Source organism: Rhizobium sp. FKL33 (assembly GCF_005222915.1).
In the GTDB taxonomy this organism is placed as follows: domain Bacteria; phylum Pseudomonadota; class Alphaproteobacteria; order Rhizobiales; family Rhizobiaceae; genus Rhizobium_E.
Genome location: NZ_STFX01000006.1, coordinates 47015 through 73040, shown reverse-complemented (window position 1 = coordinate 73040; position 26026 = coordinate 47015). Strand labels below are relative to the sequence as shown.

22 protein-coding genes are annotated in these 26026 nt (G+C 61.8%); all 22 read left to right on the top strand.

The genetic code is table 11. The annotated features are described in order from the left end of the window. Positions 1-26: 26 nt before the first annotated feature. The 22 genes from E8Q41_RS03995 to E8Q41_RS03890 all read left to right on the top strand — a co-directional run bounded on the left by E8Q41_RS03995 (position 27) and on the right by E8Q41_RS03890 (position 25935). Complete coding sequence (locus E8Q41_RS03995) at positions 27-704, top strand: isochorismatase family cysteine hydrolase (protein WP_246660069.1); 678 nt, start codon at positions 27-29, stop codon at positions 702-704. Next, positions 701-2239: an ABC transporter ATP-binding protein gene (locus E8Q41_RS03990; RefSeq protein ID WP_137154221.1), complete on the top strand. Its 1539-nt coding sequence runs from the start codon at positions 701-703 to the stop codon at positions 2237-2239. Before E8Q41_RS03995 ends, E8Q41_RS03990 begins: the two co-directional genes overlap by 4 nt. Then, positions 2239-2904 carry an isochorismatase family cysteine hydrolase gene (locus E8Q41_RS03985; protein ID WP_137154220.1) on the top strand — a complete coding sequence of 222 codons (666 nt, stop codon included), beginning with the start codon at positions 2239-2241 and terminating at the stop codon, positions 2902-2904. The genes E8Q41_RS03990 and E8Q41_RS03985 overlap by 1 nt, the downstream gene beginning before the upstream one ends. Further along, entirely contained in the window at positions 2897-3229 is a 333-nt protein-coding gene (locus E8Q41_RS03980) for a cupin domain-containing protein (RefSeq protein WP_137154219.1), read from the top strand. Before E8Q41_RS03985 ends, E8Q41_RS03980 begins: the two co-directional genes overlap by 8 nt. Before the next feature lie 510 nt (positions 3230-3739). After that, the gene (locus tag E8Q41_RS03975) at positions 3740-4525 is read left to right on the top strand and encodes a DUF4239 domain-containing protein (RefSeq protein ID WP_137154218.1); all 786 of its coding nucleotides are present in this window, start codon (positions 3740-3742) and stop codon (positions 4523-4525) included. A 433-nt stretch (positions 4526-4958) separates the two neighbouring features. Next, entirely contained in the window at positions 4959-6938 is a 1980-nt protein-coding gene (locus E8Q41_RS03970; RefSeq protein WP_205910360.1) for an amylo-alpha-1,6-glucosidase, read from the top strand. Between the two features lie 38 nt (positions 6939-6976). Next, positions 6977-9724 (top strand): glucosidase, encoded by a 2748-nt coding sequence (locus E8Q41_RS03965; protein ID WP_137154217.1) that lies wholly within the window; start codon positions 6977-6979, stop codon positions 9722-9724. A 17-nt stretch (positions 9725-9741) separates the two neighbouring features. Next, positions 9742-11625, top strand: coding sequence for a GMC family oxidoreductase (locus E8Q41_RS03960; RefSeq protein ID WP_137154216.1), 1884 nt, complete (start codon positions 9742-9744; stop codon positions 11623-11625). Between the two features lies 1 nt (position 11626). Further along, complete coding sequence (locus tag E8Q41_RS03955; protein WP_137154215.1) at positions 11627-12685, top strand: ferritin-like protein; 1059 nt, start codon at positions 11627-11629, stop codon at positions 12683-12685. A 12-nt stretch (positions 12686-12697) separates the two neighbouring features. Continuing rightward, complete coding sequence (locus E8Q41_RS03950) at positions 12698-13177, top strand: hypothetical protein (RefSeq protein ID WP_137154214.1); 480 nt, start codon at positions 12698-12700, stop codon at positions 13175-13177. 2 nt (positions 13178-13179) lie between these two features. Continuing rightward, a complete protein-coding gene (gene iolE / locus E8Q41_RS03945) occupies positions 13180-14076 on the top strand; it encodes a myo-inosose-2 dehydratase (RefSeq protein ID WP_170976352.1) in 897 nt (298 codons plus the stop codon). 2 nt (positions 14077-14078) lie between these two features. Beyond that, on the top strand, positions 14079-14561 hold the full coding sequence (locus E8Q41_RS03940; protein ID WP_137154212.1) for a DUF296 domain-containing protein: 483 nt from the start codon (positions 14079-14081) through the stop codon (positions 14559-14561). A 3-nt stretch (positions 14562-14564) separates the two neighbouring features. Next, a complete protein-coding gene (locus E8Q41_RS03935; RefSeq protein WP_137154211.1) occupies positions 14565-15425 on the top strand; it encodes a sugar phosphate isomerase/epimerase family protein in 861 nt (286 codons plus the stop codon). A 70-nt stretch (positions 15426-15495) separates the two neighbouring features. Next, a complete protein-coding gene (locus E8Q41_RS03930; protein ID WP_137154210.1) occupies positions 15496-15801 on the top strand; it encodes a hypothetical protein in 306 nt (101 codons plus the stop codon). 131 nt (positions 15802-15932) lie between these two features. Further along, the gene (locus E8Q41_RS03925; protein ID WP_137154209.1) at positions 15933-16754 is read left to right on the top strand and encodes an MBL fold metallo-hydrolase; all 822 of its coding nucleotides are present in this window, start codon (positions 15933-15935) and stop codon (positions 16752-16754) included. Positions 16755-16804: 50 nt separating this feature from the next. Then, on the top strand, positions 16805-19114 hold the full coding sequence (locus tag E8Q41_RS03920) for an ERV1/ALR-related protein (protein WP_205910359.1): 2310 nt from the start codon (positions 16805-16807) through the stop codon (positions 19112-19114). Positions 19115-19167: 53 nt separating this feature from the next. After that, positions 19168-19650, top strand: coding sequence for a DUF2938 family protein (locus tag E8Q41_RS03915; protein ID WP_246660068.1), 483 nt, complete (start codon positions 19168-19170; stop codon positions 19648-19650). Between the two features lie 129 nt (positions 19651-19779). Further along, positions 19780-20781: a Gfo/Idh/MocA family oxidoreductase gene (locus tag E8Q41_RS03910; RefSeq protein ID WP_137154207.1), complete on the top strand. Its 1002-nt coding sequence runs from the start codon at positions 19780-19782 to the stop codon at positions 20779-20781. After that, positions 20778-22349 carry a CoA-transferase gene (locus tag E8Q41_RS03905; protein ID WP_137154206.1) on the top strand — a complete coding sequence of 524 codons (1572 nt, stop codon included), beginning with the start codon at positions 20778-20780 and terminating at the stop codon, positions 22347-22349. The genes E8Q41_RS03910 and E8Q41_RS03905 overlap by 4 nt, the downstream gene beginning before the upstream one ends. Further along, positions 22346-23113, top strand: a complete 768-nt coding sequence (locus E8Q41_RS03900; protein ID WP_137154205.1) for an enoyl-CoA hydratase/isomerase family protein — start codon at positions 22346-22348, stop codon at positions 23111-23113. The genes E8Q41_RS03905 and E8Q41_RS03900 overlap by 4 nt, the downstream gene beginning before the upstream one ends. A gap of 10 nt (positions 23114-23123) precedes the next feature. Further along, positions 23124-24638 (top strand): aldehyde dehydrogenase family protein, encoded by a 1515-nt coding sequence (locus tag E8Q41_RS03895; RefSeq protein WP_205910366.1) that lies wholly within the window; start codon positions 23124-23126, stop codon positions 24636-24638. A gap of 43 nt (positions 24639-24681) precedes the next feature. Beyond that, positions 24682-25935: an ABC transporter substrate-binding protein gene (locus tag E8Q41_RS03890; protein ID WP_137154203.1), complete on the top strand. Its 1254-nt coding sequence runs from the start codon at positions 24682-24684 to the stop codon at positions 25933-25935. The last annotated feature ends 91 nt before the right edge of the window (positions 25936-26026 follow it).

Below are 26026 nucleotides of genomic sequence, written 5' to 3'. Positions count from 1 at the left end.
CCGGCGGCAAGCGCATGGAGACCTTGATGACCACCATTCAGGCCGATCCCTATCTCTGGCCCTATAACGGCGATCTCAGGCCGGAAAACACCGCTTTGATCATCATCGACATGCAGACGGATTTCTGCGGTCCGGGCGGTTATGTCGACAAGATGGGTTACGACATCTCGCTCACCCGGGCGCCGATCGAGCCGATCAAGACGGTGCTCACCGCCATGCGCGCCAAGGGCTATCACATCATCCATACCCGCGAAGGCCATCGGCCAGACCTTTCCGATCTGCCGCCGAACAAGCGCTGGCGGTCGCGTCAGATCGGGGCCGGCATCGGCGACGCCGGGCCTTGCGGCCGCATCCTGGTGCGCGGAGAGCCCGGCTGGGAGATCATCGATGAACTCAAGCCGCTGGACGGCGAGCCGATCATCGACAAGCCCGGCAAAGGCTCCTTCTGCGCCACCGATCTCGAATTGCTCCTGCGCACGCGCGGCATCGAGAATATCGTACTCTCGGGCATCACCACCGATGTCTGCGTGCACACCACGATGCGCGAAGCCAATGACCGCGGCTTCGAATGCCTGCTGCTGGAGGATTGCTGCGCCGCCACCGACCCCGGCAACCACGCCGCCGCCATCAAGATGGTGAAGATGCAGGGCGGCGTGTTCGGCTCGGTCTCGGACAGCGCTAAATTCGTCGAGGCGCTGCCATGAGAGTTCCGCCGCTTCAGCAGGATACGCCGTCGCGCGCCATCGGCGTCGAGACGATCGGCATGACCATGCGCTTCGGATCTTTCACGGCCTTAAAGGATGTGTCGATCCGGGTCGCGGCCGGGTCTTTTCACGTTCTTCTCGGCGAAAACGGCGCCGGTAAATCCACCCTCGTCAAATGCATGATGGGCTTTTATCACCCGACGTCGGGGCAAATGGCGGTCGAGGGGCGTGAAGTGGAGGTGCCGGATCCGCGCGCGGCGCATGATCTCGGCCTGGGCATGGTCTATCAGCACTTCACGCTGGCGCCGTCGCTGACGGCGGCGGAAAACCTGGTGATCAGCCGTAACGACGCCCCCTCCCGCATCGATTGGCAGAGGGAGCGCGCGGCGCTTTCGGCCTTCATGTCCACCATGCCGTTTGCCGTTCCCCTGGACGTACCAGTCGGCAGACTGGCGGCCGGGGAAAAACAGAAGCTGGAATTGCTCAAGCAGCTCTATCTCGGCCGCCGGTTTCTCATTCTCGACGAGCCGACGTCTGTGCTGACACCGGCCGAGGCGGATGAATTGCTGGGCATGGTCCGCGGTTTGACCACAGCCGGAGACCTCACCTGCCTGATGATTTCCCACAAATTCCGCGAGGTGACGGCTTTCGCCGACGAAGTCTCCGTTCTCAGGCGGGGCGAGCATGTCGGCGGCGGCAAGGTTTCCGATCTCTCAACCGCGGACATGGCCGCGATGATGATCGGTGAAAAGGAGCTCGTGCGGCCAGCCGCCCGTGTGGCGATCGACGGCAAACCCGTTCTTAAGATATCAGGCGCGAAGGCGTCAGATCGCTCGGGCCTGAAGACGATCGACATCGCCGATCTCCAGGTCAAATCCGGCGAGATCGTCGGCATCGCCGGCATTTCCGGCAATGGCCAGATGGAGCTGATGGAAATGCTTTCAGGCCAGCGTCCGCTGTCCGCGGGCCAGATCCGGGTCGGAGAGGCGTCATTTCGCGCCACCCGCGGCGAGGTGAGAGCGCTGAATGTGCGCTTTCTGCCGGAAGAGCCGCTGCGCAACGCCTGCGCGCCCAAGATGAGCGTCGCCGAAAACATCTTCTTCCGTGATTTCGACTTTGCCGCCGGCGCATCGAAGTTCTGGCTTGAAAGCCGCCGCATGGCGGCGCTGGCCGCCCGGCTGGTCGGCGAATACAAGGTGAAGACAGCCTCGCTCGATACGCCGATATCCTCCTTGTCGGGCGGCAATGTGCAGCGCGCCGTGCTCGCGCGCGAACTCAACGGAGAGGTCGATCTCCTTCTCATCGCCAACCCCTGTTTCGGGCTGGATTTCTCGGCGGTCGCCGATATCCGCGCCCGCATCATGGCCGCCCGCAACGCAGGCGCGGCGGTGCTGCTGATCAGCGAGGATCTCGACGAGATCCTTGAGCTTTCTGATCGCATTCTGGTTATGTCGGAAGGATCCGTCGTCTTTGAAACCCAGGCGGCGGGCGCTGATATCGGCGAGATCGGGAAACACATGGCGGGACATCACTGATGGCGACGATCAAGGCGCGACCCTTCGATTTCACCCTGGTTCCGGCGAAAACGGCGCTCATCGTCATCGACATGCAGCGCGATTTCATCGAGCCGGGCGGTTTCGGCGCAACGCTCGGCAACGACGTCTCCCTGCTTCAGGCCATCATTCCCGCCACCGCCAGGCTGATTGCCGGCTTTCGCAAGGCGGGACTGCCGGTCATCCACACCCGGGAGTGCCATGCGGCAGACCTCTCCGACTGCCCTCCGGCGAAACGGACGCGGGGCAAACCGTCCCTGCGCATCGGTGATCCCGGTCCCATGGGCCGCATTTTGATCGCGGGCGAAGCGGGCGCCGATATCGTGGACGAGCTCTATCCGGTCGAGGGTGAAACGGTCATCGACAAGCCGGGCAAGGGGGCTTTCTATGCGACGCCGCTCGGCGACATCCTGGCGGCGAAGGGCGTCTCCCAACTGGTGTTCGCCGGCGTGACCACCGAAGTCTGTGTGCAAACCACCATGCGCGAGGCCAATGACCGTGGCTATGAGTGCATTCTCGCCACCGACGCCACCGAAAGCTATTTCCCCGAATTCAAGATAGCCGCCATCGACATGATCACCGCGCAAGGCGCGATCGTCGGATGGGCGGCCACTGTCGATGAGATTGTCGAGGCCCTTGATGACTGAACCGCTGCATATCGCGAACTTCCTGTCGGGCGACTGGCGTCATTGCGCTTTTGAATATTTTCGCGAGGGGGTGGAAATTTGCCGTCTGGTGCGCGGCGAGCCGGAACTGGCGCTGCTGCGCTACGCTCCCGGCGCGAGCGTGCCGAAGCATCTGCATGCCGGCCTTGAAACGATACTGGTGCTCGAAGGCTCGCAAACCGATGAACATGGCCATTACGGCCCGGGATCGCTGGTCGCCAATGCCGAGGGCACTGTTCACTCAGTCGCCTCGCAGGAGGGCTGCGTGGTTCTTATTCAGTGGACAAAGCCGGTGCAGATTCTCTGATTGCCGGCACCACGGCCTCTATCGGTCCGGCGCTAGCTTCAACTCAACACGGGCGCCCATCCATGGCTGAAACCAGTAGCAAGGATCCTTGGTATATCTGTCACCGTTACAGAGGATGATGAGTTTACCTGGAACATCGTCCAGAGAAGGCTCTGCGGGTAGTCGCTCGGACAAAACAAGCCCGATGCCTGTCCGCTTCGCCCATAGACATGGGGGCAACGCAAAGCGGCGCCGCTATCGTGACAGTGTTGTGAAGTCTCTTAAGGATTATTTTCGGAATTAGTGTTGTCTAATGAGGTGAAGAAGGGACATATGCTCATTGGGGCGCAAAATATGCGATTTCAATACGAGATCACGATTGCCAAACCGCGATTGCATGCATGCTCCCTCTATTTTCGGGCCAACTGTCTGGGCGGACGCTGCTCGGCGAGACGCGTATGGCGGTTGAGCTGCGAAAGCAGACTTTATTCCAAAGCCTCGTTCCTCCATTAGCCGGGACTACGACGCATCATGATCACACTGATTTACAATACGCCGCCCGCCATCCTCGGCATCGCCTTCGTTCTGATCAGCGCCGCAATCTCGGTGATCGGCGTGGAGATCGTCGGCAGGATCGAGCCGCTCGACTTGCGGCATACCTACAACGACATTGTCGGTTTCGTCATTGCCGTAGTTGGCGTCGTCTATGCCGTGCTTCTGGCGTCCGTGGCGATCTCCGCCTGGGAAAGTTACGATAAATCGGTTGCAATCGTGGAGCGGGAGGCGGGCACGCTGGGCGACATTGCCCGGCTCGCACAAGGACTTCCGCCTCCGAACGCTGCGGAGGCGCGGCGACTGGTGCTGGCCTATGCGGATACGGTCGTAAAAAAGGAATGGCCGACGATGCTGAACGGCGAGAGGCCGAGTGAAGCCTGGCCCGACGTCCGCAATATCCAGACGTTCGTTCTCGGCCTCGATCCAAAATCGCCCAGGGACGTGGTTCTCCAGGAGCATTTACTGACATCCCTGACAGATCTTTTCGATGTTCGGCGCGAACGGATGGCGATGGCGGACTACGGCATCAACGGCATCGTCTGGACGGTGGTGATTGTCGGCAGCTTCACGCTGATCGGTGTCTGCCTCATGTTCGGATTGGAAAAGCGTCGCCACCAGATTCTCTGTAGTTTCCTGTCGGTGTCGACGGCCCTGGTCATCTTCATGATCATCGAGATGGACCGGCCCTTCCTGGGGGCGATGGGCGTTTCGAGTTACGCAATCGAATACACCGCCGACATCATTTCCAACTTCTCTGGCTGACAGCGGACGGATCGACGGCGTTCACGCCGGGTTCGGACGTCGCCTCGGAGAAAATCGGTGCAGTGCGTCTGATTCGCGCTGCCATGCCGCGCCGCAACAGACGTAACGGCGGTTGAGCGCCGCGAAAATTGCTTCGCGCTGTTTTGAAACAGTCTTCCCGGTGAAAATATCGCGCTTCAGCGCTTCTTTGACCGAACGTAATAACCACGTGAATTGATTGCGCTATTGATGAATTATATTCGAATAAATAGATGAATGGAGCTGAAATGTCCGACGAGTTCGCGAAGCCAAGCTTGTCACGTTGTATTAAATGTGTTGGAAACTCATGTTAGAAGATGAAAATCAGTTTTTGATTTGGTTCTGTGTCGCGTCTGTAAGTGGAGTTCCATGACAAAATTTTAGAATAGATGCCGCTACTTGCTTGGGGGGCGCAGTGGTTTCTTTGCGTTTTGGTCGTGATATCATTGCAGACCTCCGCGCCCGCGAGTCGGAATGGCTCGTTACCAACGGCATTGGGGGCTATGCCTCCGGCACGATTTCCGGCATTCCGACCCGCGGCTATCACGGTATTCTCGTCGCCGCCCTGAAGCCTCCCGTCGATCGCAGGGTCTGCGTTCCGGCCCTGGTCGAAGTCCTGCATGTCGAGGGACGCGAGATCGCTCTTTCCGGTCTGCGCTGGAGCGACGGCTCGATCGCACCGGACCCCAGCCCGTCGCTGCTCACGTTTCGTCTCGAGGGGTTGCTGCCGATCTGGCGCTACGATTGCGCCGGCGTCGTTTTCGAAAAATGCCTCTGGATGGACCATGGCGCGAATGTGACGCGCGTCCAGTATCATCTCCTCTCCGCATCCGGTCCGGCGACCCTCAGCGTTGGCGTTCTTTCAGACGCCCGCGATTACCATGGGCGCAGCTTTTCGTCCGACTGGCGGCCGGACATCTCGACAGGCGATGGCTTCCTTCAGGTGCGCACCGGCGACGTCGACCTGTTTGCGCGCATGCCCGGCGCTCATGTCGCGGTCGATGGCTCGTGGTGGCGGGGTTTCGATCTCGCCAAGGAGCGGGAGAGGGGGCTGACAGACCGTGAGGACCATATCCATGCGGCTGTCCTGACGCGCGATCTGGCGGTCGGAGAGCCCGTGCAACTGACGCTTTCGGTGGGGCAGGATGCGGCGATCTCGGCCGATGCGCTGGCCGAAGAGCGGCAGCGTCAGACGGACTTGCTGAAACTGGCCGACATGGACGACGCGCCCGATTGGGTCCGGCATCTGGCGCTCGCCGCCGATCAATTCGTCGTGCGGCGCTATCTGCATGACGGCGCTCCCGCCCATACCGTGATCGCGGGTTATCACTGGTTCGCGGACTGGGGACGCGACACCATGATCAGCCTGCCTGGGCTGACCCTGGTCACGGGCCGGCCGGAGATCGCGCGATCGATCTTGTCGGCCTTCGCCGATGTGATCGACGGCGGCATGATCCCGAACCGTTTTCCAGACGCCGGAACCGAGCCCGAATTCAACACCGTTGACGCGACCTTCTGGTTCGTCGAGGCCATCGCGGCGGTCCATCGCACAGCGCCGGACGCCGCTTTCCTGACGCAAATCTACCCGGTTGTCTGTTCGATCGTCGATCATCTGGCGCAGGGAACCCGTTACGGCATCCGGATCGATCCGACCGACGGACTGATTCATGCCGGCGAAGAGGGTGTGCAGCTCACATGGATGGACGCCCGCGTCGGCGATCGGGTCGTCACGCCGAGGATCGGCAAGCCGATTGAGGTCAATGCGCTCTGGATCAGCAATCTCCGCTTCATCATTGCCGCCGGCGAGAGCCTCGGGCGGGACGTCGCCGCCTTTCGCGATCATCTCGCCAAGGCCCTGACGGGTTTTGCCCGCTTCTGGAACGAACAGACGGGCTTTTGTTACGACGTGCTGGATGGGCCCGCCGGGCATGAAGGAAAATTGCGCCCCAATCAGATCTTCGCCGCCAGGGCGGCGACAGGGGCGCTTACCGGGGAACAGTGTCGTCGCGTGATCGCGGCCTGTGAGCGCGAGCTCCTGACCCCCTGCGGTCTGCGCTCCCTGTCTCCGGCCGATCCCGACTACATTCCCCGCTATGGTGGCGACCAGCAGGCCCGTGATGGGGCCTATCACCAGGGCACGGTCTGGGCCTGGCTGATCGGCGCTTTCGTCGAGGCTCATCTCGATCATTTCGGCGATCGAAGCCGCGCCCTAGAAATCCTGACGCCACTTGGCGATCAGCTCCGCATCGAGGGGCTGGGCAGCATCGGCGAGATTTTCGAGGCCAGGGCCCCATACGCGCCGCGCGGCTGCATCGCGCAGGCCTGGAGCGTGGCGGAGACGCTGCGCGCCTGGGCGCTGATCGCCAACCATAAGGTTGCCGCGGCTCCAGACTGATCGAACCCCTTCAAACGTCTCCAATCGCAGGATGCACCATGACACTGACGGCAGAGGATTTGAGACTTCAAAAGGCGGACGCCGGCGCCGAGGACTGGCGGCTGTTCGGGCCGTATCTCAGCGAGCGCCAGTGGGGCACGGTTCGCGAAGACTATAGCGAAGGCGGCACGGCCTGGGATTATCTGCCGCATGATCATGCGCGGTCGCGCGCCTATCGCTGGGGCGAAGACGGCATCGCCGGCATTTCCGACAGCGAGCAATATATCTGCTTCTCGCTCGCTCTGTGGAATGGGCAGGATCCCATCCTGAAGGAGCGGATGTTCGGCCTCACCAACGATCAGGGCAATCACGGCGAGGACGTGAAGGAATACTATTTCTACCAGGATTCCACCCCGACCCACAGCTATATGAAAATGCTGTACAAATATCCTCAGGCGGCCTTTCCCTACGGCCGGTTGGTGGAAGAGAACGCCCGCCGCAAGGCTAGTGATCCTGCCAGTTTCGAATATGAGCTGATGGACACCGGCGTCTTCGAGGGCAATCGCTATTTCGATGTCACCGTCGAATACGCCAAGCGGTGGATCGACGATATTCTGATCCGCATTACGGTTCACAATCATGGGCCGGAAGACGCTCCTATCTGGCTGTTGCCCACCGTCTGGTGTCGAAACACCTGGAGCTGGAGTTCGGGGGCCGAACGCCCGCAACTCGAAGCGCACGGCGCTCAGGCGATCTCTCTCCGGCATCCGAAGACGCCGGAGATGCGCCTCTTCTGTCCTAATGCGGATCGGCTGCTGTTCTGCGAGAACGAAACCAATACCGGCAGGCTTTTCGGCCAGACAGGCGCGCCTTTCCCCAAGGACGGAATCAACGATCACCTGATCCATGGCGCGGCGAGCGTGAACCCTGCGATGACCGGCACCAAGGCGAGCGCGATGCATCAACGCACCGTGTCCGCTGGACAGTCGATCACCATCACGCTGCGCCTGGCGCAGTCGGCCTATGGCGAGGGGCTGGGGGAAGCGCCCGACAAGCTGTTTGCCGATCGCATCGCCGAGGCGGACGAGTTCTACGCCCGGCGCATCCCCGCCAAAGTCACGGGAGACCGACGCGCCATCGCCCGACAGGCGCATGCCGGCATGCTTTGGTCCAAGCAGTTCTTCCATTATGTCGTGTCGGATTGGCTCGATGGCGATCAGGTTCCGCCGCCCGCCGGCCGCAAGCAGGGGCGCAACAAGGAATGGCGCCATTTCTACGCCGCCGACATCATCTCGATGCCGGACAAATGGGAATATCCCTGGTTTGCGAGCTGGGATCTCGGGTTCCACACCGTCGTGCTGGCCCGCACCGACCTGACTTTCGCCAAGGAGCAGGTGCTGCTCCTGTCGCGCGAATGGTTCATGCATCCGAATGGGCAGGTTCCCGCCTATGAATGGGCTTTCGACGACGTCAATCCGCCGGTTCAGGTCTGGGCCGGCCTCAAGATCGTCGAATATGAGCGGCGGATGACGGGCAATATCGACCGCGCCTTCCTGCGTCGTCTGCTGGATCACGGCCTTCTCTATTTCACCTGGTGGGTGAACCGGAAGGACGCCGAAGGCAACAATCTCTATCAGGGCGGCTTCCTCGGCCTCGACAATATCAGCGTCTTCGATCGCTCCTCCGGCTATCTGCCGGGCGGCGGCCGTCTCTATCAGTCCGACGGCACGGCATGGGTCGCGTTTTTCGCGCTGCAGATGATGCAGGCCGCCAAGATTCTCGGCGAGAAGGAACCGCTCAACCATGAGATGGCGGCAAAGTTCTTCCAGCATTTCGCGCTGATCGCGGACGCGCTCGATCATATCGATGTCGCCTCCGCCAACAGCGCCGATCTCTGGGATGAAGAGGATGGCCTCTATTACGACGTGCTTCGTATCGGCGACACCTTCATTCCTCTCAAGGCGCGATCGCTCGTCAGCTTCATCCCGATGATCGCCGTGTCCAGCCTAAACCTCGCGGAGCTGGAGGCGGAGGACAATGCGAGTTTCGCTCGCCGGATCGCCTGGTTCAGGGGCAAGCAGACCGAACTCTTCCACCGCATCACCGAGCGAGACGGCGCCGAAGAGGCGAACCTGCTTCTGTCGTTCCTTTCCCCCGACGAACTGGTCAAGATCCTCAAGCCGCTCCTGGACCCCGAGGAAATGTTGTCGGATTACGGCATTCGCTCCATGTCGCGGCGGCATCTCGACCAGCCTTTCCGCGTCGTGGTCGGCGGTCACCTGTTCGAGGCCGGCTATCAGCCGGCGGAATCCCATTCCGGCATGTTCGGCGGCAATTCCAACTGGCGCGGGCCGATCTGGATGCCGATCAATTATCTCCTGATCGACGCGCTGCGCGGCTATCACGCCCATTACGGCGACACGTTCACGGTCGAATGCCCGACCGGGTCCGGTCAATATCTGACGCTCAGCGCAGTGGCCGATGAATTGTCCCGGCGGCTCGTGTCGATCTTCGAACGCGACGAGCAGGGACGCCGCCCGGTCTTCGGCGCGAACGAGACTATGCAGTCCGATCCGGCGTGGAAGGAGAATGTTCTCTTTTACGAATATTTCCACGGCGATGTCGGCGCGGGCATCGGCGCCTCGCATCAGACCGGCTGGACGGGCCTGGTCGGCGTCCTCATCGAGGAATTGGCGATCGGCGGCAGCGGCGCCGGCGAAAGCGCCCGCGAGACGCCGGCGGCGCTGAAGGGCAAGCGCCCGCGCTCGGGCGCCGCCTCGTCCAAACCATCATCTCAGGCAATCTGATCGTCAGGAGAGAACGGATGACACGAAAGGCAAGAGATCGCTTCAGCATCGACGCTGACGAAGCGGCTTCGACGGCGTTTGACGCCGTGATCGTCGGCTCCGGGGTAAGTGGAGCGCTGATCGCCAAAAGTTTGGGGTCCAAGGGGCTGAAGGTCCTGGTGATCGAAGCGGGCTCGGGCGACGACATTACCGTCGCCGATTACGAGGAAAACGTCTTTCGCTTCTATGGCGCCGTCGGCAAGGACAACAACTCCGCCTATTACAACCCGAAAAACGCGCCCATGCCCCGCGACTATGAAACCGTGCGGCTGCGGGACGGTGAGATCAACGATCGCGGCTATCTGGTTCAGAAGGGCCCGTTCGAGATCGACAGCACCTATACCCGCGTTCTCGGAGGCACCACGCGGCACTGGGAAGGCAAGGCCTTGCGGATGCTGCCCGACGATTTCCGCATGCATAGCCTGTTCGGGCGCGGACGCGACTGGCCGATCAGCTATGACGATCTCGAACCCTATTACCGTCAGGCCGAGGCCGAACTCGGGGTGTCCGGCGATGTCGAGGATCAACTCTATGGCGGTCTGACCTTCGGGGGCGGCGACTATGTTCTGCCGATGCACAAGATGCCCGCCAGCTATCTGGATCAGGTGCTGGCGCGCGACATCGACGGCATGACGGTCGAGGTCGCCGACCAGACCTTCAATCTCAAGGTCAGGACCACGCCCCAGGCCAGAAACGGGATTCCGAACAAGGCCTATGCCGGCGGCGCAGGATTTGAGCCGACCGGCGCCGTCAGCGTCGATCAGGCGGAAATGGGCGGACGTTGCCAGGGCAACACCAATTGCGTGCCGATCTGTCCGGTGCAGGCCAAATATGACGCTCGCCGAACGCTGATGCAGGCGATCGCGACCGGCAATGTCAGCCTGCTGGCCTGGTCGGTAGCCAGCAAGGTCCATGTGGACGCCGCGACCGGCGCGGTCTCCGGCATCGAGGTGAAGACCTATCAGGATCCCGACCTGCCGGGGTTCGAAACGCGCCTGTTCAAGGCGCGGACCTATGTGCTCGCCGCCAATGCGGTCGAGAATGCGCGGCTCATGCTGGCTTCGGGACTTCCAGGCCAGAACGGCATGATGGGCCGCAATCTCATGGATCACGGCTATCTCCTGACCTGGGCGCTGATGCCCGAGCCCATCGGCGTGATGCGCGGCCCAGTCTGCACCTCCGGCATCGAGGATCTGAGGACCGGAAACTACCGGCGCGACATGGCGGCGGTGCGGTTCTCCATCCACAATGACGGCTGGGGATGGGCGACTGGCGGCCCCTATACCGACCTTTACGACGCGGTCGACAATCAGAATCTGTTCGGGGCAGACCTCCGCCAGGGCCTGATCGACACCGTCGCCCGCCAGGTGCTCATCGACTGCATGATCGAAATTCCCGCCGATCCCGGAAACCGCGTCACCGTCGATCCGCGCTATACGGACCAGCTGGGCAATCTGCGTCCGGTGATCTCCTTCGAGGTGCCGCAATACACTTTGGAAACCGTCGCCTTTTCCCGCCGCCTGACCAGACAACTCTATCAGCGCGTCGGCGCGCGCGACCATTCCCACTATGATCCTATGTCTCCCGGCTGGGTGACGCATAACGGCGAAGGCTATGTCGTGCGCGGCGGCAATCACTGGGCCGGCACGCATCTGATGGGCGCTTCCGCGAAGGATTCCGTGATCAATGACCGCCAGCAGTCCTGGGAACATCCCAATCTCTACCTCACGGGCGCGGGCTCGATGCCCACCATCGGCACCGCCAACACGACGCTGACTCTGGCCGCGATCTGTCTCAGGACAGCCCAGGACATCGCCGCCCGTCTCGCCCCGACCGCCGCCGCTTCAGCTGCAGGAGCCTAAAATGAGCTTGTACCGGATCAAAAATCTCGACGAGTTGAAGCGTCACCTGTTCGCCGCGATGCAGCTTGAGCATGCGACGATCCCGATCTATCTGACCGCGCTCTATTCCATCGTTCCGGGAACGAACCGCGAGGGCTATCACATCATCAGGGCGGTGGCGGTGGAGGAAATGCTGCATCTGACGCTCGTCTGCAATCTGCTCAACGCGGTGGGCGGACGTCCCGATCTCTCGACACCAGGCTTCACGCCCAATTATCCGGCCTATCTGCCCGATGGAGAGCAGGACTTTTCCGCCGGCCTGCAAGCCTTTTCGCCGCAGGCGATCGAGACTTTTCTCAAGATTGAGCGGCCGGCGAGCCTCAGGCCCGAAGAGAGCAACAAGCGGTTTCGCAAACGCAAGCGCGGTCTGCTCGCAGCCGGACACACCGATGCGGGCGAGGAGGAACATTTCTTCTCGATCGGCGAATTCTACAAGGCTGTCGAAATCGGTCTCGACGACCTCTATGCGGAGATGGGGGATGCCCTGTTTTCCGGCGACCCGGCGCTGCAGGTCGGCCCCGAATATTACTATTCCGGCGGCGGCGGACTGATCCCGGTCACGGACTTGGCGTCGGCGAAGAGAGCCTTGGATCTCATTGCCGAGCAAGGGGAGGGCGTGACAGGCCATATCTTCGACGAAGATGGCGAGATCGCGCATTACTACCGGTTTCAGCAACTGGTCCTCGGTCGCTTCTACCAGGAAGGCGATCAGCCCGATCACCCCACCGGCGGCGCGGTGGAGGTCGACTGGAGCGCCGTCTACCCGATCAAGCCCAACGCCAAGATCGCCGATTATCCCGAAGGCTCCGAAGCCCGGGCGGCGGCCGAAGCGTTCAACGCCGGTTACGCCGCCTATCTCGCGCTTCTCACCCGCGCCTTCAACGGCGAACCCAATCTGCTGGTCGACGCGGTGGGCGACATGTTCCGCCTCAAGGACCTGATCTACCAGCTGATGCGTCAGCCGCTCGGCGACGGCTCCGGATTGAACGCCGCCCCCACGTTCGAAATCAACCTGGCCTGAGGAGACCTCGACATGCCCAATGTCCAGCTCGACACATTCACCGCCCTCAGCGTCGCGCTCACCGGCTTTTCGGCCTTTCACCTGCGCGGCACGGGATTGGTTGAGATCTATGCGCGGCATCTCGCCGATCGCATCGGCGCGGATGCGTTCGACAGGTTGCTCGAGACCTTCGCCGGCATCGACGCGATCGCCGATGCCGGCGAAAGAAAGCGCGCGATCCGCCACTCGATGCTGAGCGATCCCTGCCTGGGGCCGCCGGTGCGGAGCCTGCTCAAGCTCTGGTATGTCGGGGTCTGGCACGCCTTGCCCCCCGAATGGCACGATCGTTTCGGCGGGGCGCTCGACGATGTCGACACCGTTCCCTGCGCCGCATCCTACACCGAAGGTCTTCTCTGGCCGGCCATCGGCACGAACCCGGCTGGCGTCAAGGCGCAGGGCTACGCCATGTGGGCCCGTCCTCCGCGCATCCCCAATCCCAATCAGGAGATATGATCGTGTTTGATCGCAGCAAAGTGTTCGTCGGCATCACGCCAACGGGATGGACAAACGACGATTACCCGGCGCTCGGGGACGATATTTCCTTCGGGCAATGCGTCTCGGAAATGGCGCTGGCCGGATATGAAGGTTGCTCGGTCGGCCACAAGTTTCCGCGCGATCCCGATGTTCTGATGCGAGAGCTGTCCCAACGCGGACTGCGTGTGTCCGAGCCATGGTCCAGCACCTACTTCACGGTCAAGAACATGCGCGAGCGCACGTTCGAGAGCTTCCATGACTCCATGGCTTTCATCAAGCGCATGGGCGGGACCTCCGTCGTCGTGGCCGAACTCGGTCACGCCGTTCACCAGCAGCCGGTGCCGCCGATCGCCAACAAGCCGCTGTTCAATGACGATCAATGGAAGGCGTTGACCGAAGGGCTCAACGCTCTGGGCCGGATCGCAGCCGAAAACGGCATGCAACTCTGCTACCATCATCACATGGGCACCGGCGTGATGTTCCGTCCCGAGGTGGATCGCCTGATGGCCGAGACGGACCCGGACGTCGTGCATCTCTTGCTCGACACCGGCCATCTCTATTGGGCGGGCGACGATCCGCTCGACATGGCCCGTGCCTATGCGTCACGCATTCGCCATGTCCATCTCAAGGATATCCGCCGCGACGTGATGCTCCGCTGCAACGAAACCAACCGGACCTTCATCGAGAGCGTGATCGAGGGCGTGTTCACCGTGCCCGGCGACGGCGTCATTGATTTTGCCCCGATCTTCAAGGTCCTCGCCGACGCCGATTACGCCGGTTGGCTGATGGTCGAAGCCGAGCAGGACGCCGCCAAGGCCAATCCGCTGGATTATGCCCGCAAGGCGCGCGACTACATCCGCAAGACGGCAGGGATCTGACCATGCGTCACAAGCTTCTGGAAGATCAGAATGGTCTCCGCAAGTTCGTGCTGGTGCTGGACGCCGGCGAAGAGGCGGTCGCGGCGATCAAGGCTTTTGCGAGCGCTCAGGATCTCGAGGGCTCCTCGGTCACCGGCATCGGCGCGTTTGAAACCTGCTCCTTCGGCCATTTCAACCCGGCCACCAAGGAGTTCACCCGCAACGACATCGATGTCCAGGCCGAGGTTCTGGCGCTGGTCGGCAACATTGCCGGGCCGGATGGCGGGGCCGATAGCGACGGTGACGGCGATGACGACGACGGCCCCCATCTTCATCTCCATTGCGTGGTCGGGCTTCGCGACGCCACTACACGCGGCGGTCACCTGATCCAGGGGATCGTCCGGCCGACCATGGAGCTGATCATCGAGGAGAGCGCGGTGCATATGAGCCGCGGATTGGACCGCGCAACCGGTCTGGTCCTGCTGCAACCCAATCAGAAGGATTGACCCATGCGTTTCGCCGTCAACTCTCTTCTTTTCACCGGAACCTTCAACGAAGACGATATCGCCCTCTGCGACAAGGTCCACGACATGGGCTTCGACGTTTTCGAGGTCACTCCCGTCGACCCCTCCGTCTTCCCCGCCGCCAAACTCCGGGCGCGGGCGAAGGAGCTTGGTCTGGCGCTCAACGCCAATTTCGCGCTGCCGCTGGACGCCAACACGATCAGCCCCGATGCCGCCTGCCGCGCAAGAGGCGTCGAACTGTCGAAACGCGTCGTCGACCTCTGCGTCGAAGCCGGGGTGGAAATCTATTGCGGCGCGAATTATTGCGCCTGGGGCTATCATTCCGGCCGTCGCCGCAGTCAGGACGAATGGAACTGGGGCGTCGAAGCCTATAGGGCGATCGGCGAATATGCCGCCGGAAGCGGATTGATCATTGCGGTGGAGACCCTCAACAGGTTCGAATCCCACTATCTCAACACTGCCGAAGACGCCTGTCGCTTCATCGACGATGTCGGCCTCGACAATTGCAAGGTGCACCTCGACACGTTCCATATGTTGCGGGAGGAAAACGACATGGCCGACGCGATCCGCAAGACCGGGTCGCAACTGGCCTATTTCCATGCCTGCGGCAGCCATCGCGGCGTTCCGGGCCGGGACATGGTTCCCTGGAACGACACGTTCCGGGCCCTGAAGGATATCGGCTATGCCGGCGTGATCGGCGTGGAATCCTTCAATCCGGGCAACGAAAAACTCGCCGGCCTCGTCTGCATCTGGCGCGATTATGCGGCCAGTCCGGAGGCGCTGGCTGAAGAGTCTCTCGCCTATCTCAAAGCCAAGCACGCCGAAATCTTTCTGGGGACTTCTTGATCGATCGAAGCCCGGCGTGAGCCTGCCCTTTCGCAACTGTTCCAATAAGAAACCCTAGAGGAGAAAGCCTATGACGAAGACTATTGAAATCGTGACGTTCCGACTGGCTCCCGGCGTGACGGACGAAGCGTTCGTAACCGAGACCATGGCCATGGAGCGCAACTTTCTTGGAAAGCTGCCCGGCTTTCTCGACCGCGACACCGGCAAATCCAAGGATGGCGACTGGATCGTGGTCCTGCACTGGGCCAGTCCCGAGGATGCCCAGAACTCCATGGACAAATTCGTCGGCAACGAGGGCACCAAGAGCTTCACGGCGATGATCGACATGCCGACCTTCAAGATGACCCGCTACGAATTGCGGGACCATTACGAATAGCCGGCGCTGAGGTCGACGCCTCATCCCTTCGGCATTCGCCCCGATCCTATCCGGCATGGACGGGACTGGGTCGGGGCGGATGACCGGGAGATCCAGCCAAGCATGTCGAAAACGGCGGAGAGGAGCACCCCATGAGCCGCGCCTATAAGATTTCGCATGAAGCCTTTGTCATTCCCGAAGATCTTCCCGTGCCCGGAGTCGGAAGACTGCCGGTCAACGCCATGGTGCTGCTCGGCAAGGAGCCCATGATCCTGGACACGCTCGCCATCGTCCATCGCGACTACTTCCTCGAAGAGGTTTTCAACATCGTTGAGCCCGAAGATGTCCGCTGGCTGTTTCTCAGCCATGAGGACCGCGATCATTCCGGCTCCATCATGCAGGTTCTGGCCCGCTGTCCCAAGGCGAAGCTGGTCACGAATTTTCTCGGCCTCGGCAAATTGCACGAGGAATTCGACTTCGATCCCAGACGCATCCATATCCTCAATGACGGCGGCACGCTCGATATCGGCGATCGCACGGTCGCGGCCATCCGCCCCCCGCTTTACGACTCCTCGGCGACTACGGGCATCTGGGATCCGAAAAGCGAAATCTACTATGGCGCCGATTGCTTCGGCGTCGTCACCGCCGGCGAGGTTCCGCACTACATCGACGACATGAAGGAAGCGGACTACGAAGACGGCTTCTTCTTCATGAACCGCGCCAATCACATCTGGTTTGAACATGTAAAGCCCGAAGCGCTTGCCGAGGGCGCGGAACGGATCAAGAGCCTGGGCGCGCGCATGATCGTCAGCGGTCACGGCCCTGTCGAGCGCAGGAATGTCGACCGGATGTGCGACATGATCAAGAGGATCGGAGACATGCCGCCGATCCAGTTGCCGGACAATGACGCCTTCGTCGCCATGCTCGACGCCGCAGACGCCGAGGCTGCGAAAGCCGGCAATCCAGCGACGTGACGATCTCGATGAATGGCGGCGGACCTGTATCCGCGCGCCACTGGAAAGCGATGAGCATGCAATATGTGAGCGACATCGAGACTTTGGAAAAAGTCTGGACCCACTTTCAGTCTTTGCGCGCGGTCGATCCGGATGGCGGACTATCCGGGCGCATCGCGCATGCCTGCCAGGCCGTCGGCGTGAAAAGGCGTCGGCGGGAGGTTGATGTCCTGCTGCGGACATATCCTCTGCGGAGGTTCGAAGACGAGGCGCAGTTCGTCAGCTTCATCGCGCTGCTGGCCGGGGACGCCGCCTTGCGCATCAAGCTTGCCCATCAGGTTCTCGAGCACGACGGCGGCGGCAGGGTGAGCGTCAAGGCCTTTGCCAGATTGCTCGAGATATTCGGCTTGAGCCCGGAGGAAGCGGAGGCGGTGGTCGTCGAAATCAGCGGCGACGGTTCGGATGACCTTTCGCAACAGGCTTTCTTGCGATTCCTGTCGGATGATTTTTCCGCTCATCCCAAGGCTTTTCGCGCGGCGCCGGCGGCGCGGATTTCGGGTGAAGTCGCCGATTCCGTCTTGGCGGAAGTCAGCGTTCCGGTGGCGAGGCCTTCGCCTAAGGCTGATCCCGTACTCGCCGATGTCGTGACGGAACTGGGTGGAACCTCTCCGTTGCAGATGCAGATCGGCTTTTTCCGGCTGATGCAGGGGGCGGCCTATCGATGCTTTCGGGCAAGTTACTCGGCGAATTCGGAGACGCATCTGCGCGCTTATGATCTCCCTTATACGATCGTCAATTTCGTCGCCTTCGCAAATCATGCGATCGATTATTACGAGGCGCTCGGCGTGGTCGAGGCGGAGGCCCGGCAGCCGCTCGAAGACCTCAGGCAATCCATCAACAGCTGTTTCGACGACCTGCGCATCCGCATGGAAACATGGGACCCGGACAAGGCCGGCCCGGCCATGCTGTTGGCGGAAGCGCGAGCCGATCAGGAACTGTCCACGCTCGACCACCATCGCCAGATCGTTGCGGCTGCTCTCGAACTCGCGCTCGCGGCGTCCGTGCTGGGACATCGCACGGATATGCTGACGGCTGAAGACTTGCAGCTTCATGAACTCAACCGGCTTCGCCAGATCGACGATCATCGCGAATTGTCCGGCCATCGATATGGCGAGCAGGGGACCGATCCGACTTTCATCGATAGTTGGCAACGGGTGATCATTGACGATGCCGACACTCATTATGCCGGAGCCATCGTGCCGACGCGCTATTGGTACGAAGACTTCATGCCGAAATTGCTGCGCTGCTGTTCGGTGCGAACAGTTGCGGATCTCGCGGCCATGGCGGCGGAAACGGAAGCCGACCTGGATGACTGGTACGAAGCCTGCAAGAACAGGGGCGAGTTTTCGCCTTACGCTCTCGATGTGCTCGAGAGCTTTCCTCACTGCTCCAGGACGGTGAAGCAGGAGATCAAGCAGGCCTGGCGGCTGAGCAGACATTATCTGAACGGCGTTCAGAAGCGGCGAGAACGAGAAGAATTCGGCCGCGAAACAGGCTATCTCTCGGAATATGTGACCTTCATCGACATCTATCTTGGTCGGGACGACATCGCGGCCGCTGAAATGCGGATCAGCTTTCCCTATTTCATCGGTCCGGCCACATGGCGGTTCCTGCATACGAGCGCAGAAATCGCGGCTGACCTGCCGGACCCCGAACAGTCACGGGCGGTCGGGCTGTTCAAGGCGTTCTTCGCCTCTCTCGCCACGGTCTATCCGTGTCCCTATTGCCGTTTCCACCTCAATCGCTATGTGGTCAGGAATCGCGAAATTCATCTCTATCCCGTCGAATATCTGCTGCTCGGCCCACAGAAGCACGCGACGCATATCGACGTGACAATCGATGAGAAGCTGCAAACCATCACAGAGGCAGGTAGCCTGCGGACGTTTCTGTGGAAGCTGCACAACACCGTGTCGTCCTCGATCGGACGGACCGAGGCCTGGTATGCCCGCGACGAGCAGGCGCATTACACCAGCCGTTATTGGCCAAGCCTCGAATCGGAACTGGCGCGGGCCGGCTTCATAGGCTCAAAGACGCTGGACGCCGACCGAATCCGCAGAATGTACGCAGTCATAAAACAGGCGGCGCATCTTGCAGTCGTGCGCGACGAGTTGCAGATGGCGCTCACGGACGCCGCAACGGAGGCGCTGGAGCGGATCATGAGCCGGGCGGATGTTGTCATCCCCTTGGCCGAGCAGGCGATCCTGGCATCCCGCTTCCTCCACGAAACCTATCGATACAATCCGGCGGGCGATCTGGCCGACCCGCATTTTTCCGCCGAGGAGGAGGCGCTGGCGCGCAGCGGCTATTTCGTCGAGAACTGAGGCGCCGCCGGCGCGCGGCGTGATCCCTATGCGCAATCTGGAGATGGGAAGACATGACGACCATGGACTTGTTGCTGAAGGGCGTGTTGATCGGGGTGGCGGGCACGGTCGCCATGGACGCGCTGGACCTCATTCTGAACCGTCTGCTTGCAAGACCCAAAGCGAATTGGGGCTTTGTCGGCCGCTGGGTCGGCCATATGCCCAAGATTTTTCACGACGATATCTCGCAGGCGGCGCCCGTCCCCGCGGAGACGGCGATTGGATGGTCGTTCCATTACGCAATCGGGATTTTCTACGGCGTCGTCTTCGCTCTTCTGGCGGGCCCCGATTGGTTTGCCCAGCCGAGCTTCTTGCCGATCTGGCTGTTCGGCCTGCTGACGATCGCAGCCGGGTGGTTTCTGCTGTTCCCGGGCATGGGGCTGGGATGGGCTCTGGCGAAGGTCGATCATCCCTGGCGTGAACGCGCATGGGGACTTCTGGCCCATTCGGTATTCGCCTCGGGCATGTGGTCAGCGGCTCGGTTGATGGCGGGCTGAACGGGCGTCCACGAATTCAACCACAAACACTGAACGCAGCCTTCATCGAAAAAGACTCTTGACTGTCAATTTGGATCGTTCCATAAGAATTGGAACGATCCAAAATATGCAGCTCGGGAGGAGTTTTGAATGCGGTGGGCCCTGGTCGGAGCCAGTACAATTGCGCGGCAATACATGATCGGAGCAATCCGCGCGCAAGGTGGCGAGATCGTCCGCATCATGAGCGCATCGGCGGAGCGCGCCCGCGACTTCGCGGCTGAACATCGGATGCCGGCGTCTGGCAGCGATCTCGCCGAGCTTCTGGCCGACAACGACGTCGAAGCTGTCTACATCTCAACGACCAATGAAAAGCATCTGCCGCAGGCGCTGGCCGCGCTGACGGCCGGAAAGCATGTGCTCTGTGAGAAGCCTTTGGCTTTAACTCTGAAGGATGCGGTCGCCATGGTGCGCGCCGCTCAAAAAGCTGGGCTCGTCTTCGCCACCAATCACCATCTGCGTTGCTCCGGTAGTCATCGTGCTGTGCGCGCACTGATCGCCTCAGGCCGGATCGGCCGGGTGCTTTCCTTGCGTCTGCATCACGCTGTCTTCCTGCCGCCGCATCTTCAGGGATGGCGGATCAATGCGCCGGATTCCGGTGGAGGCGTCATTCCTGACATCACCGTCCATGATGCCGATGTCGTCCGCTTTCTGCTTGGTGAAGATCCGGTATCGGTTGTGGCGCAGATGGCGAGTTCCGGGCTCGGGGAGGGGGTCGAGGATTCCGCTATGTCCGTCTGGACTATGCCGTCCGGCGCCATGGCGATGAGCCATGAGAGCTTCACCCATCCCTTTGCCGGCTCGGGTCTGGAAGTGCACGGAACCCATGGCTCGATTTTCGCCCGTGATGTCATGACGCAGAACCCGATCGGCTCCATCGAACTGGTGACGGCGTCGGGTCGCGAGCCGATCGGCTTTGACCGCCATGATTTGTACCAGGAAAGTATCCGACGGTTCCATACGGCGGTCGCTGGAAATGGCGAGCCGGCGGCAACGGGCCTCGACGGCGTGAAGTCGCTCGCGGTCGCCCTTGCCGTTCGCGACGCCGCCGCCCGCGGCGTTCGGATCGACGTCAATTATGGAGATCTCCATTGAACAAGCTTGTCGCTTCAGCAGAAGCCGTGTCGCGCATTCCCGATGGCGCTGTCGTTACGGTATCCTCGTCATCCGCGCTTGGTTGCCCGGACCTCGTTCTGGCCGCCCTTGGTCGCCGTTTCGATGCTGAGGGCCATCCGCGCAATCTCACCATGCTGCATCCGATCGCCGCCGGCGATATGTATGGCGTGAAAGGCATCGACCATATCGCCAAAGACGGCCTGATCAGCCGTGTGCTGGCAGGCTCCTATCCATCGGGCCCGTCGAGCCTGCCGATGCCCGAGATATGGAAGATGGTCGTCGAGAACAGGGTCGAGGCATATAACGTCCCCTCCGGCATCATGTTCGACATGCACCGCGAAGCCGCGGCCCGCCGTCCGGGCGTGCTGACACGCATCGGTCTCGACACCTTCGTCGATCCGGTCCGGGAAGGCTGCGCGATGAATGCAAGCGCATCCGCCCGCCCGATCGTCAGTCGCATCGACTTCGCCGGTGAAACCTGGCTGCATTTCCCCAATATCTATCCGGACGTCTGCATTCTCAGGGCGACGACGGCTGATGAGCGCGGCAATCTCACCTACGAATATGAGGGCGCCTATCTCGGCGGGCTCGAACAGGCGATCGCGACCCGCAACAATGGCGGCCTCGTCATCGCGCAAGTCCAAAGAATGACGACCGCCGGCAGCCTTCGTCCACATGACGTGCGCGTGCCTGGCCATCTTGTCGACCTCGTCGTCCTCGATCCGGAGCAGAAACAGACCTGCGAAACGCTCTATGATCCGGCGATCTCGGGCCAGATCATGCGGCCCTGGTCGAGTTTCGAACTCGCGGCGCACGGCGTCGAGAAGGTGATTGCGCGCCGCGCCGCGCTCGAACTGAAATCCGGCATGACCGCCAATCTCGGCTTCGGCATCAGTGCGCAGGTGCCGCGCATCCTGCTCGAGGAAGGGCATCCCGAGGCCGTCACCTGGGCTATCGAGCAGGGCGCCGTCGGCGGCATGCCGCTCACCGATTTCGCCTTCGGCTGCGCCTCGAACGCCGATGGCTTCGTGCCTTCGCCGCAGCAATTCATCTATTTCCAGGGCGGCGGCTTCCATGTCTCCTTCCTGTCCTTCCTGGAGGTGGATGTGGAGGGCAATGTCAACGTCTCCAAACTTGGCAAGAAACCCTATCTGACCGCCGGATGCGGCGGCTTCGTCGATATCACCGCGCATGCCAGGAAGATCGTTTTCTCCGGCTGGTTCGAAGCCGGCGCCGCCGTCGAACTCACCGAAAATGGCATTCATGTGCGCAGTCCCGGCAAGTTCACGAAGATGGTCGATCAGGTCGAACATGTCACATTTTCGGGTCGCAGAGCGCGAGAGCAGGGTCAGGACGTTCTCTATGTGACCGAACGCTGCGTCATGCGCCTGTCGGAAAGCGGGCTCGTCGCCACCGAGATCATGCCGGGGATCGAGCCTGAGCGCGACATCGTCTCGGCGTCGAAGGGGCGGGTGAGGGTCGCGCCGGATGCGAAGGCGATCTCGACAACGCTTCTATCGAAGGAACCGATGGGGTGGACGCCATGAGCGCCGTTCACCTGGAGATTGCCGAAGGCGTCGCCGAGATCCGGCTCGACAATCCGGCCAAACTCAATGCGTTCACTGTGGGGATGCTGGGGGAGTTGACCGGCCATCTCGACCGGTTGGAGCGTATGCGTGACGTCGGCTGCGTCATCGTCACGGCTGAGGGCGAGCGCGCCTTTTGCGCCGGGGCTGACATCAACGCCTGGGGAGATCTGGGCCCTGCGGAATTCGCCCGCCATTGGGTGCGCGATGGACATCGGGTCTTTGATCGTCTCGCACGCCTGTCGAAGCCTGTCATCGCCGCAATCGGAGGCCATGCCTTTGGCGGTGGTCTGGAGCTTGCCGCCGCCTGCGATATCAGGGTCATGGCGGCGCATGCGACCCTCGCGCTTCCTGAAGCGCATGTCGGCATCGTGCCCGGCTGGTCGGGGACGCAACGCCTCGGTCGGCTGCTGCCGGAACCAATCCTCAAGGAGATGGCGCTGTTCGGCCGGCGGATTTCCGCCGAGCGCGCCCATGCCTTCGGTTTCGTGGCCGAGGTCTCGGCGACCCCAGTTCAGGCGGCCAGAAACATCGCCCAATCGGTTCTCTCCCTGTCTCCGCGCGCCGTCGAACTGGCGAAATTCATGATCCATGCGGGCCGGGGAGAAGATCGCGGCGCGATGATCGAGGCGCTCGGCAGCGCGGCTATCGCCGCGAGCGCCGACCGCGACGAAGGTGTCGCCGCCTTCAGGGCGAAACGCAAACCCGCATTTTCGGGAGAATGACATGAACGACATGACCATGACCGCCGCCGTCGCCCATCCGCTGCCGATAGCGCCCTTCGAGGGCCGCCACCTGATCGACGGGATCTGGCGCGACAGCGCCGACGGCGCGACGTTCGACAGGATTTCCCCCTCGCATGGCATCGTCGCCAGCCGGTCTGCGCGTGGCAGCGCGGCTGAGACCGGCGCCGCAATTGCCGCGGCGCGTCGGGCCTTCGACGATGGCAAGTGGAGCCGCGCGACCGGCAAGGAACGCTCCGCGCTGCTGCTCAGGATCGCCGACCTCATCGAAGCCAATGTCGAGCGTATGGCGCTGCTTGAAACGCTCGAAAGCGGCAAGCCGATTTCCCAGGCTCGCGGCGAAGTCTCCGGCGCCGCCGATCTCTGGCGCTATGCGGCGGCTCTGGCCCGCACCCTGCACGGCGACAGCCACAATTCGTTGGGCGAGGACATGCTTGCCGTCGTGCTGAAGGAGCCGATCGGCGTCGTCTCGATCATCACGCCCTGGAACTTCCCTTTCTGGATTCTCAGCCAGAAATTGCCTTTCGCGCTTGCGGCGGGCTGTACCTGCGTGATCAAGCCCTCGGAAATGACGCCCTCGACTACCGTGATGCTGGGAGAGTTGCTGATCGAAGCGGGATTGCCTGCCGGCGTGGTCAACATTGTGCTTGGTTTCGGTCAACCGGTCGGCGCGCTGATGGCGGAACATCCTCATGTCGACATGGTCAGTTTCACCGGTTCCACCGCCGTGGGCAAGGCGATTAGCGCCGCTGCGTCGAAGACGTTGAAGAAGGTGGCGCTCGAACTCGGCGGCAAGAACCCGCAGGTCGTCTTCCCAGACGCCGATCTCGACGCCGCAGCAGATGCGATCACCTTCGGCGTCTATTTCAACGCGGGCGAATGCTGCAATTCCGGCAGCCGCATCATCGTCCATGAAGCCATCGCCGACGTCCTGGTTGAGAAGGTCGTGGCCTTGTCGCGCAAGGTTGCTTTCGGCGATCCCTTGAATCCCGAAACCCAGGTCGGCGCGATCATCTCGCCGCCCCATAAGGAAAAGATCTCCGCCTATGTGCGCGATGCGGTGGCCGCTGGCGCCAAGCTGGCGCTCGGCGGGGAGGCCGTTCACCACCCCGGCCTGCCTGGCGATTTCTTTGCCCCAACCGTGGTGACGAATGTCAGACCGGATATGCCGATCGCCCGCGAGGAGGTCTTCGGCCCCGTGCTCGCGGTGCTGACCTTCAAAACACTGGAAGAGGCGGTGTCTCTCGTCAACGACGCTTCCTACGGCCTGTCCGCAGGCGTCTGGAGCGAGAACGTCCACACCTGCCTCGCTTTTGCGCGCCGCGCGGAGGCCGGCACCGTCTGGACCAATACGTGGATGGACGGCTTTCCGGAAGTCGCTTTCGGCGGCTTCAAGCAAAGCGGGCAGGGCCGCGAGAATGGCCGCTACGGCCTCGACGAATTCCTGGAGATCAAATCCGTCGTGATGCGCATCGGCCGAACAAGGCCGAACTGGGTCCGCGACTGACTTCCGGAACGACTGAAAGCAACGCATCAAACAGGAGGATGACATGCGAAGCCATTTCAAGACCATGCTGATCACCGGCGCCATGCTCGCGAGCACCGCCGGAATATCCCACGCCACCGATGTCGAGGTGCTCCATTGGTGGACCTCGGGCGGCGAAGCTGCGGCCCTCAACGTTCTGAAGGAGGATCTGAACGCCAAGGGCATCGGTTGGGTCGATATGCCGGTCGCCGGCGGCGGCGGCGAAGCAGCGATGACGGCGCTGCGCGCCCGCGTCACCGCAGGCAACCCGCCGACTGCGGTTCAAATGCTCGGCTTCGACATCCTCGATTGGGCGGAACAGGGCGCGCTCGGCAATCTCGACCCGGTCGCAAATGCCGAGGGCTGGGACAAGGTCGTGCCGGAAGCGCTGCAGAAATTTTCCAAATATGACGGCCACTGGATCGCGGCGCCTGTCAACGTTCATTCGACCAACTGGGTGTGGATCAACAAGGCCGCGCTCGATGCAGCCGGCGGTAAGGCGCCGGAGAGCTGGGATGAACTCGTCGCCGTTCTCGACAAGATGAAGGCGAACGGCATCACGCCGCTCGCCCATGGCGGTCAGCCCTGGCAGGACGCGACCGTTTTCGATGGCGTCGTGCTCTCCAAGGGCAACGACTTCTACAAAAAGGCCTTCATCGATCTCGACCCGGCGACCTTGGGCGGTCCCGACATGGCGGACGCCTTCAACCGCCTGATCAAGCTGCGCAGCTTTGTAGACGACAACTTTTCCGGCCGCGACTGGAATCTTGCCTCGGCCATGGTGATCGACGGCAAGGCCGGCATGCAGATGATGGGCGATTGGGCCAAGGGCGAATTCCTCAAGGCCGGCAAGAAGCCGGGCGCAGACTTCGTCTGCATTCGCTTCCCCGGAACGCAGGGGGCCGTGACGTTCAATTCCGATCAGTTCGCGATGTTCAACGTTTCGGGAGAAGACAAGATCAAGGCGCAGATGGCCATGGCGTCTTCGATCGAGAGCCCGAAATTCCAGTCGGCCTTCAACGTCGTCAAGGGATCGGTTCCGGCCCGCACCGACGTGCCTGACGCCGCTTTCGACGATTGCGGAAAGAAGGGGATGAAGGATCTCGCCGAAGCCAATTCCGCGGGGACTCTGTTTGGCTCCATGGCTCATGGTCATGCTGCGCCCGCTGCAGTGAAGAACGCCGTCTATGACGTCGTCACCAAGGCCTTCAATGGCGGCTTCAAGGATGGCGCAGAGGCTGCCAAGGCGCTCGCCGAAGCGGTCGCAGCCGCGAAGTAAGCTCCCCTCGCGAGCGGCCTCGTCATCGCTCGCGGCACCCCGGCGCCATCCGCATCACCATGATGGCGCCGAACCATCCGATACGCATAGG

Excerpts from the sequence above, each read along its gene's own strand:
- E8Q41_RS03935 (WP_137154211.1), top strand. The coding sequence starts at position 14,565 with ATGCGTTTCGCCGTCAACTCTCTTCTTTTCACCGGAACCTTCAACGAA.
- E8Q41_RS03925 (WP_137154209.1), top strand. The coding sequence starts at position 15,933 with ATGAGCCGCGCCTATAAGATTTCGCATGAAGCCTTTGTCATTCCCGAA.
- E8Q41_RS03915 (WP_246660068.1), top strand. The coding sequence starts at position 19,168 with ATGACGACCATGGACTTGTTGCTGAAGGGCGTGTTGATCGGGGTGGCG.
- E8Q41_RS03985 (WP_137154220.1), top strand. The coding sequence starts at position 2,239 with ATGGCGACGATCAAGGCGCGACCCTTCGATTTCACCCTGGTTCCGGCG.
- E8Q41_RS03955 (WP_137154215.1), top strand. The coding sequence starts at position 11,627 with ATGAGCTTGTACCGGATCAAAAATCTCGACGAGTTGAAGCGTCACCTG.
- E8Q41_RS03965 (WP_137154217.1), top strand. The coding sequence starts at position 6,977 with ATGACACTGACGGCAGAGGATTTGAGACTTCAAAAGGCGGACGCCGGC.
- E8Q41_RS03890 (WP_137154203.1), top strand. The coding sequence starts at position 24,682 with ATGCGAAGCCATTTCAAGACCATGCTGATCACCGGCGCCATGCTCGCG.
- E8Q41_RS03895 (WP_205910366.1), top strand. The coding sequence starts at position 23,124 with ATGACCATGACCGCCGCCGTCGCCCATCCGCTGCCGATAGCGCCCTTC.
- E8Q41_RS03980 (WP_137154219.1), top strand. The coding sequence starts at position 2,897 with ATGACTGAACCGCTGCATATCGCGAACTTCCTGTCGGGCGACTGGCGT.
- E8Q41_RS03920 (WP_205910359.1), top strand. The coding sequence starts at position 16,805 with ATGAGCATGCAATATGTGAGCGACATCGAGACTTTGGAAAAAGTCTGG.
- E8Q41_RS03950 (WP_137154214.1), top strand. The coding sequence starts at position 12,698 with ATGCCCAATGTCCAGCTCGACACATTCACCGCCCTCAGCGTCGCGCTC.
- E8Q41_RS03910 (WP_137154207.1), top strand. The coding sequence starts at position 19,780 with ATGCGGTGGGCCCTGGTCGGAGCCAGTACAATTGCGCGGCAATACATG.
- E8Q41_RS03960 (WP_137154216.1), top strand. The coding sequence starts at position 9,742 with ATGACACGAAAGGCAAGAGATCGCTTCAGCATCGACGCTGACGAAGCG.
- E8Q41_RS03990 (WP_137154221.1), top strand. The coding sequence starts at position 701 with ATGAGAGTTCCGCCGCTTCAGCAGGATACGCCGTCGCGCGCCATCGGC.
- E8Q41_RS03900 (WP_137154205.1), top strand. The coding sequence starts at position 22,346 with ATGAGCGCCGTTCACCTGGAGATTGCCGAAGGCGTCGCCGAGATCCGG.
- E8Q41_RS03975 (WP_137154218.1), top strand. The coding sequence starts at position 3,740 with ATGATCACACTGATTTACAATACGCCGCCCGCCATCCTCGGCATCGCC.
- E8Q41_RS03995 (WP_246660069.1), top strand. The coding sequence starts at position 27 with ATGACCACCATTCAGGCCGATCCCTATCTCTGGCCCTATAACGGCGAT.
- E8Q41_RS03930 (WP_137154210.1), top strand. The coding sequence starts at position 15,496 with ATGACGAAGACTATTGAAATCGTGACGTTCCGACTGGCTCCCGGCGTG.
- E8Q41_RS03940 (WP_137154212.1), top strand. The coding sequence starts at position 14,079 with ATGCGTCACAAGCTTCTGGAAGATCAGAATGGTCTCCGCAAGTTCGTG.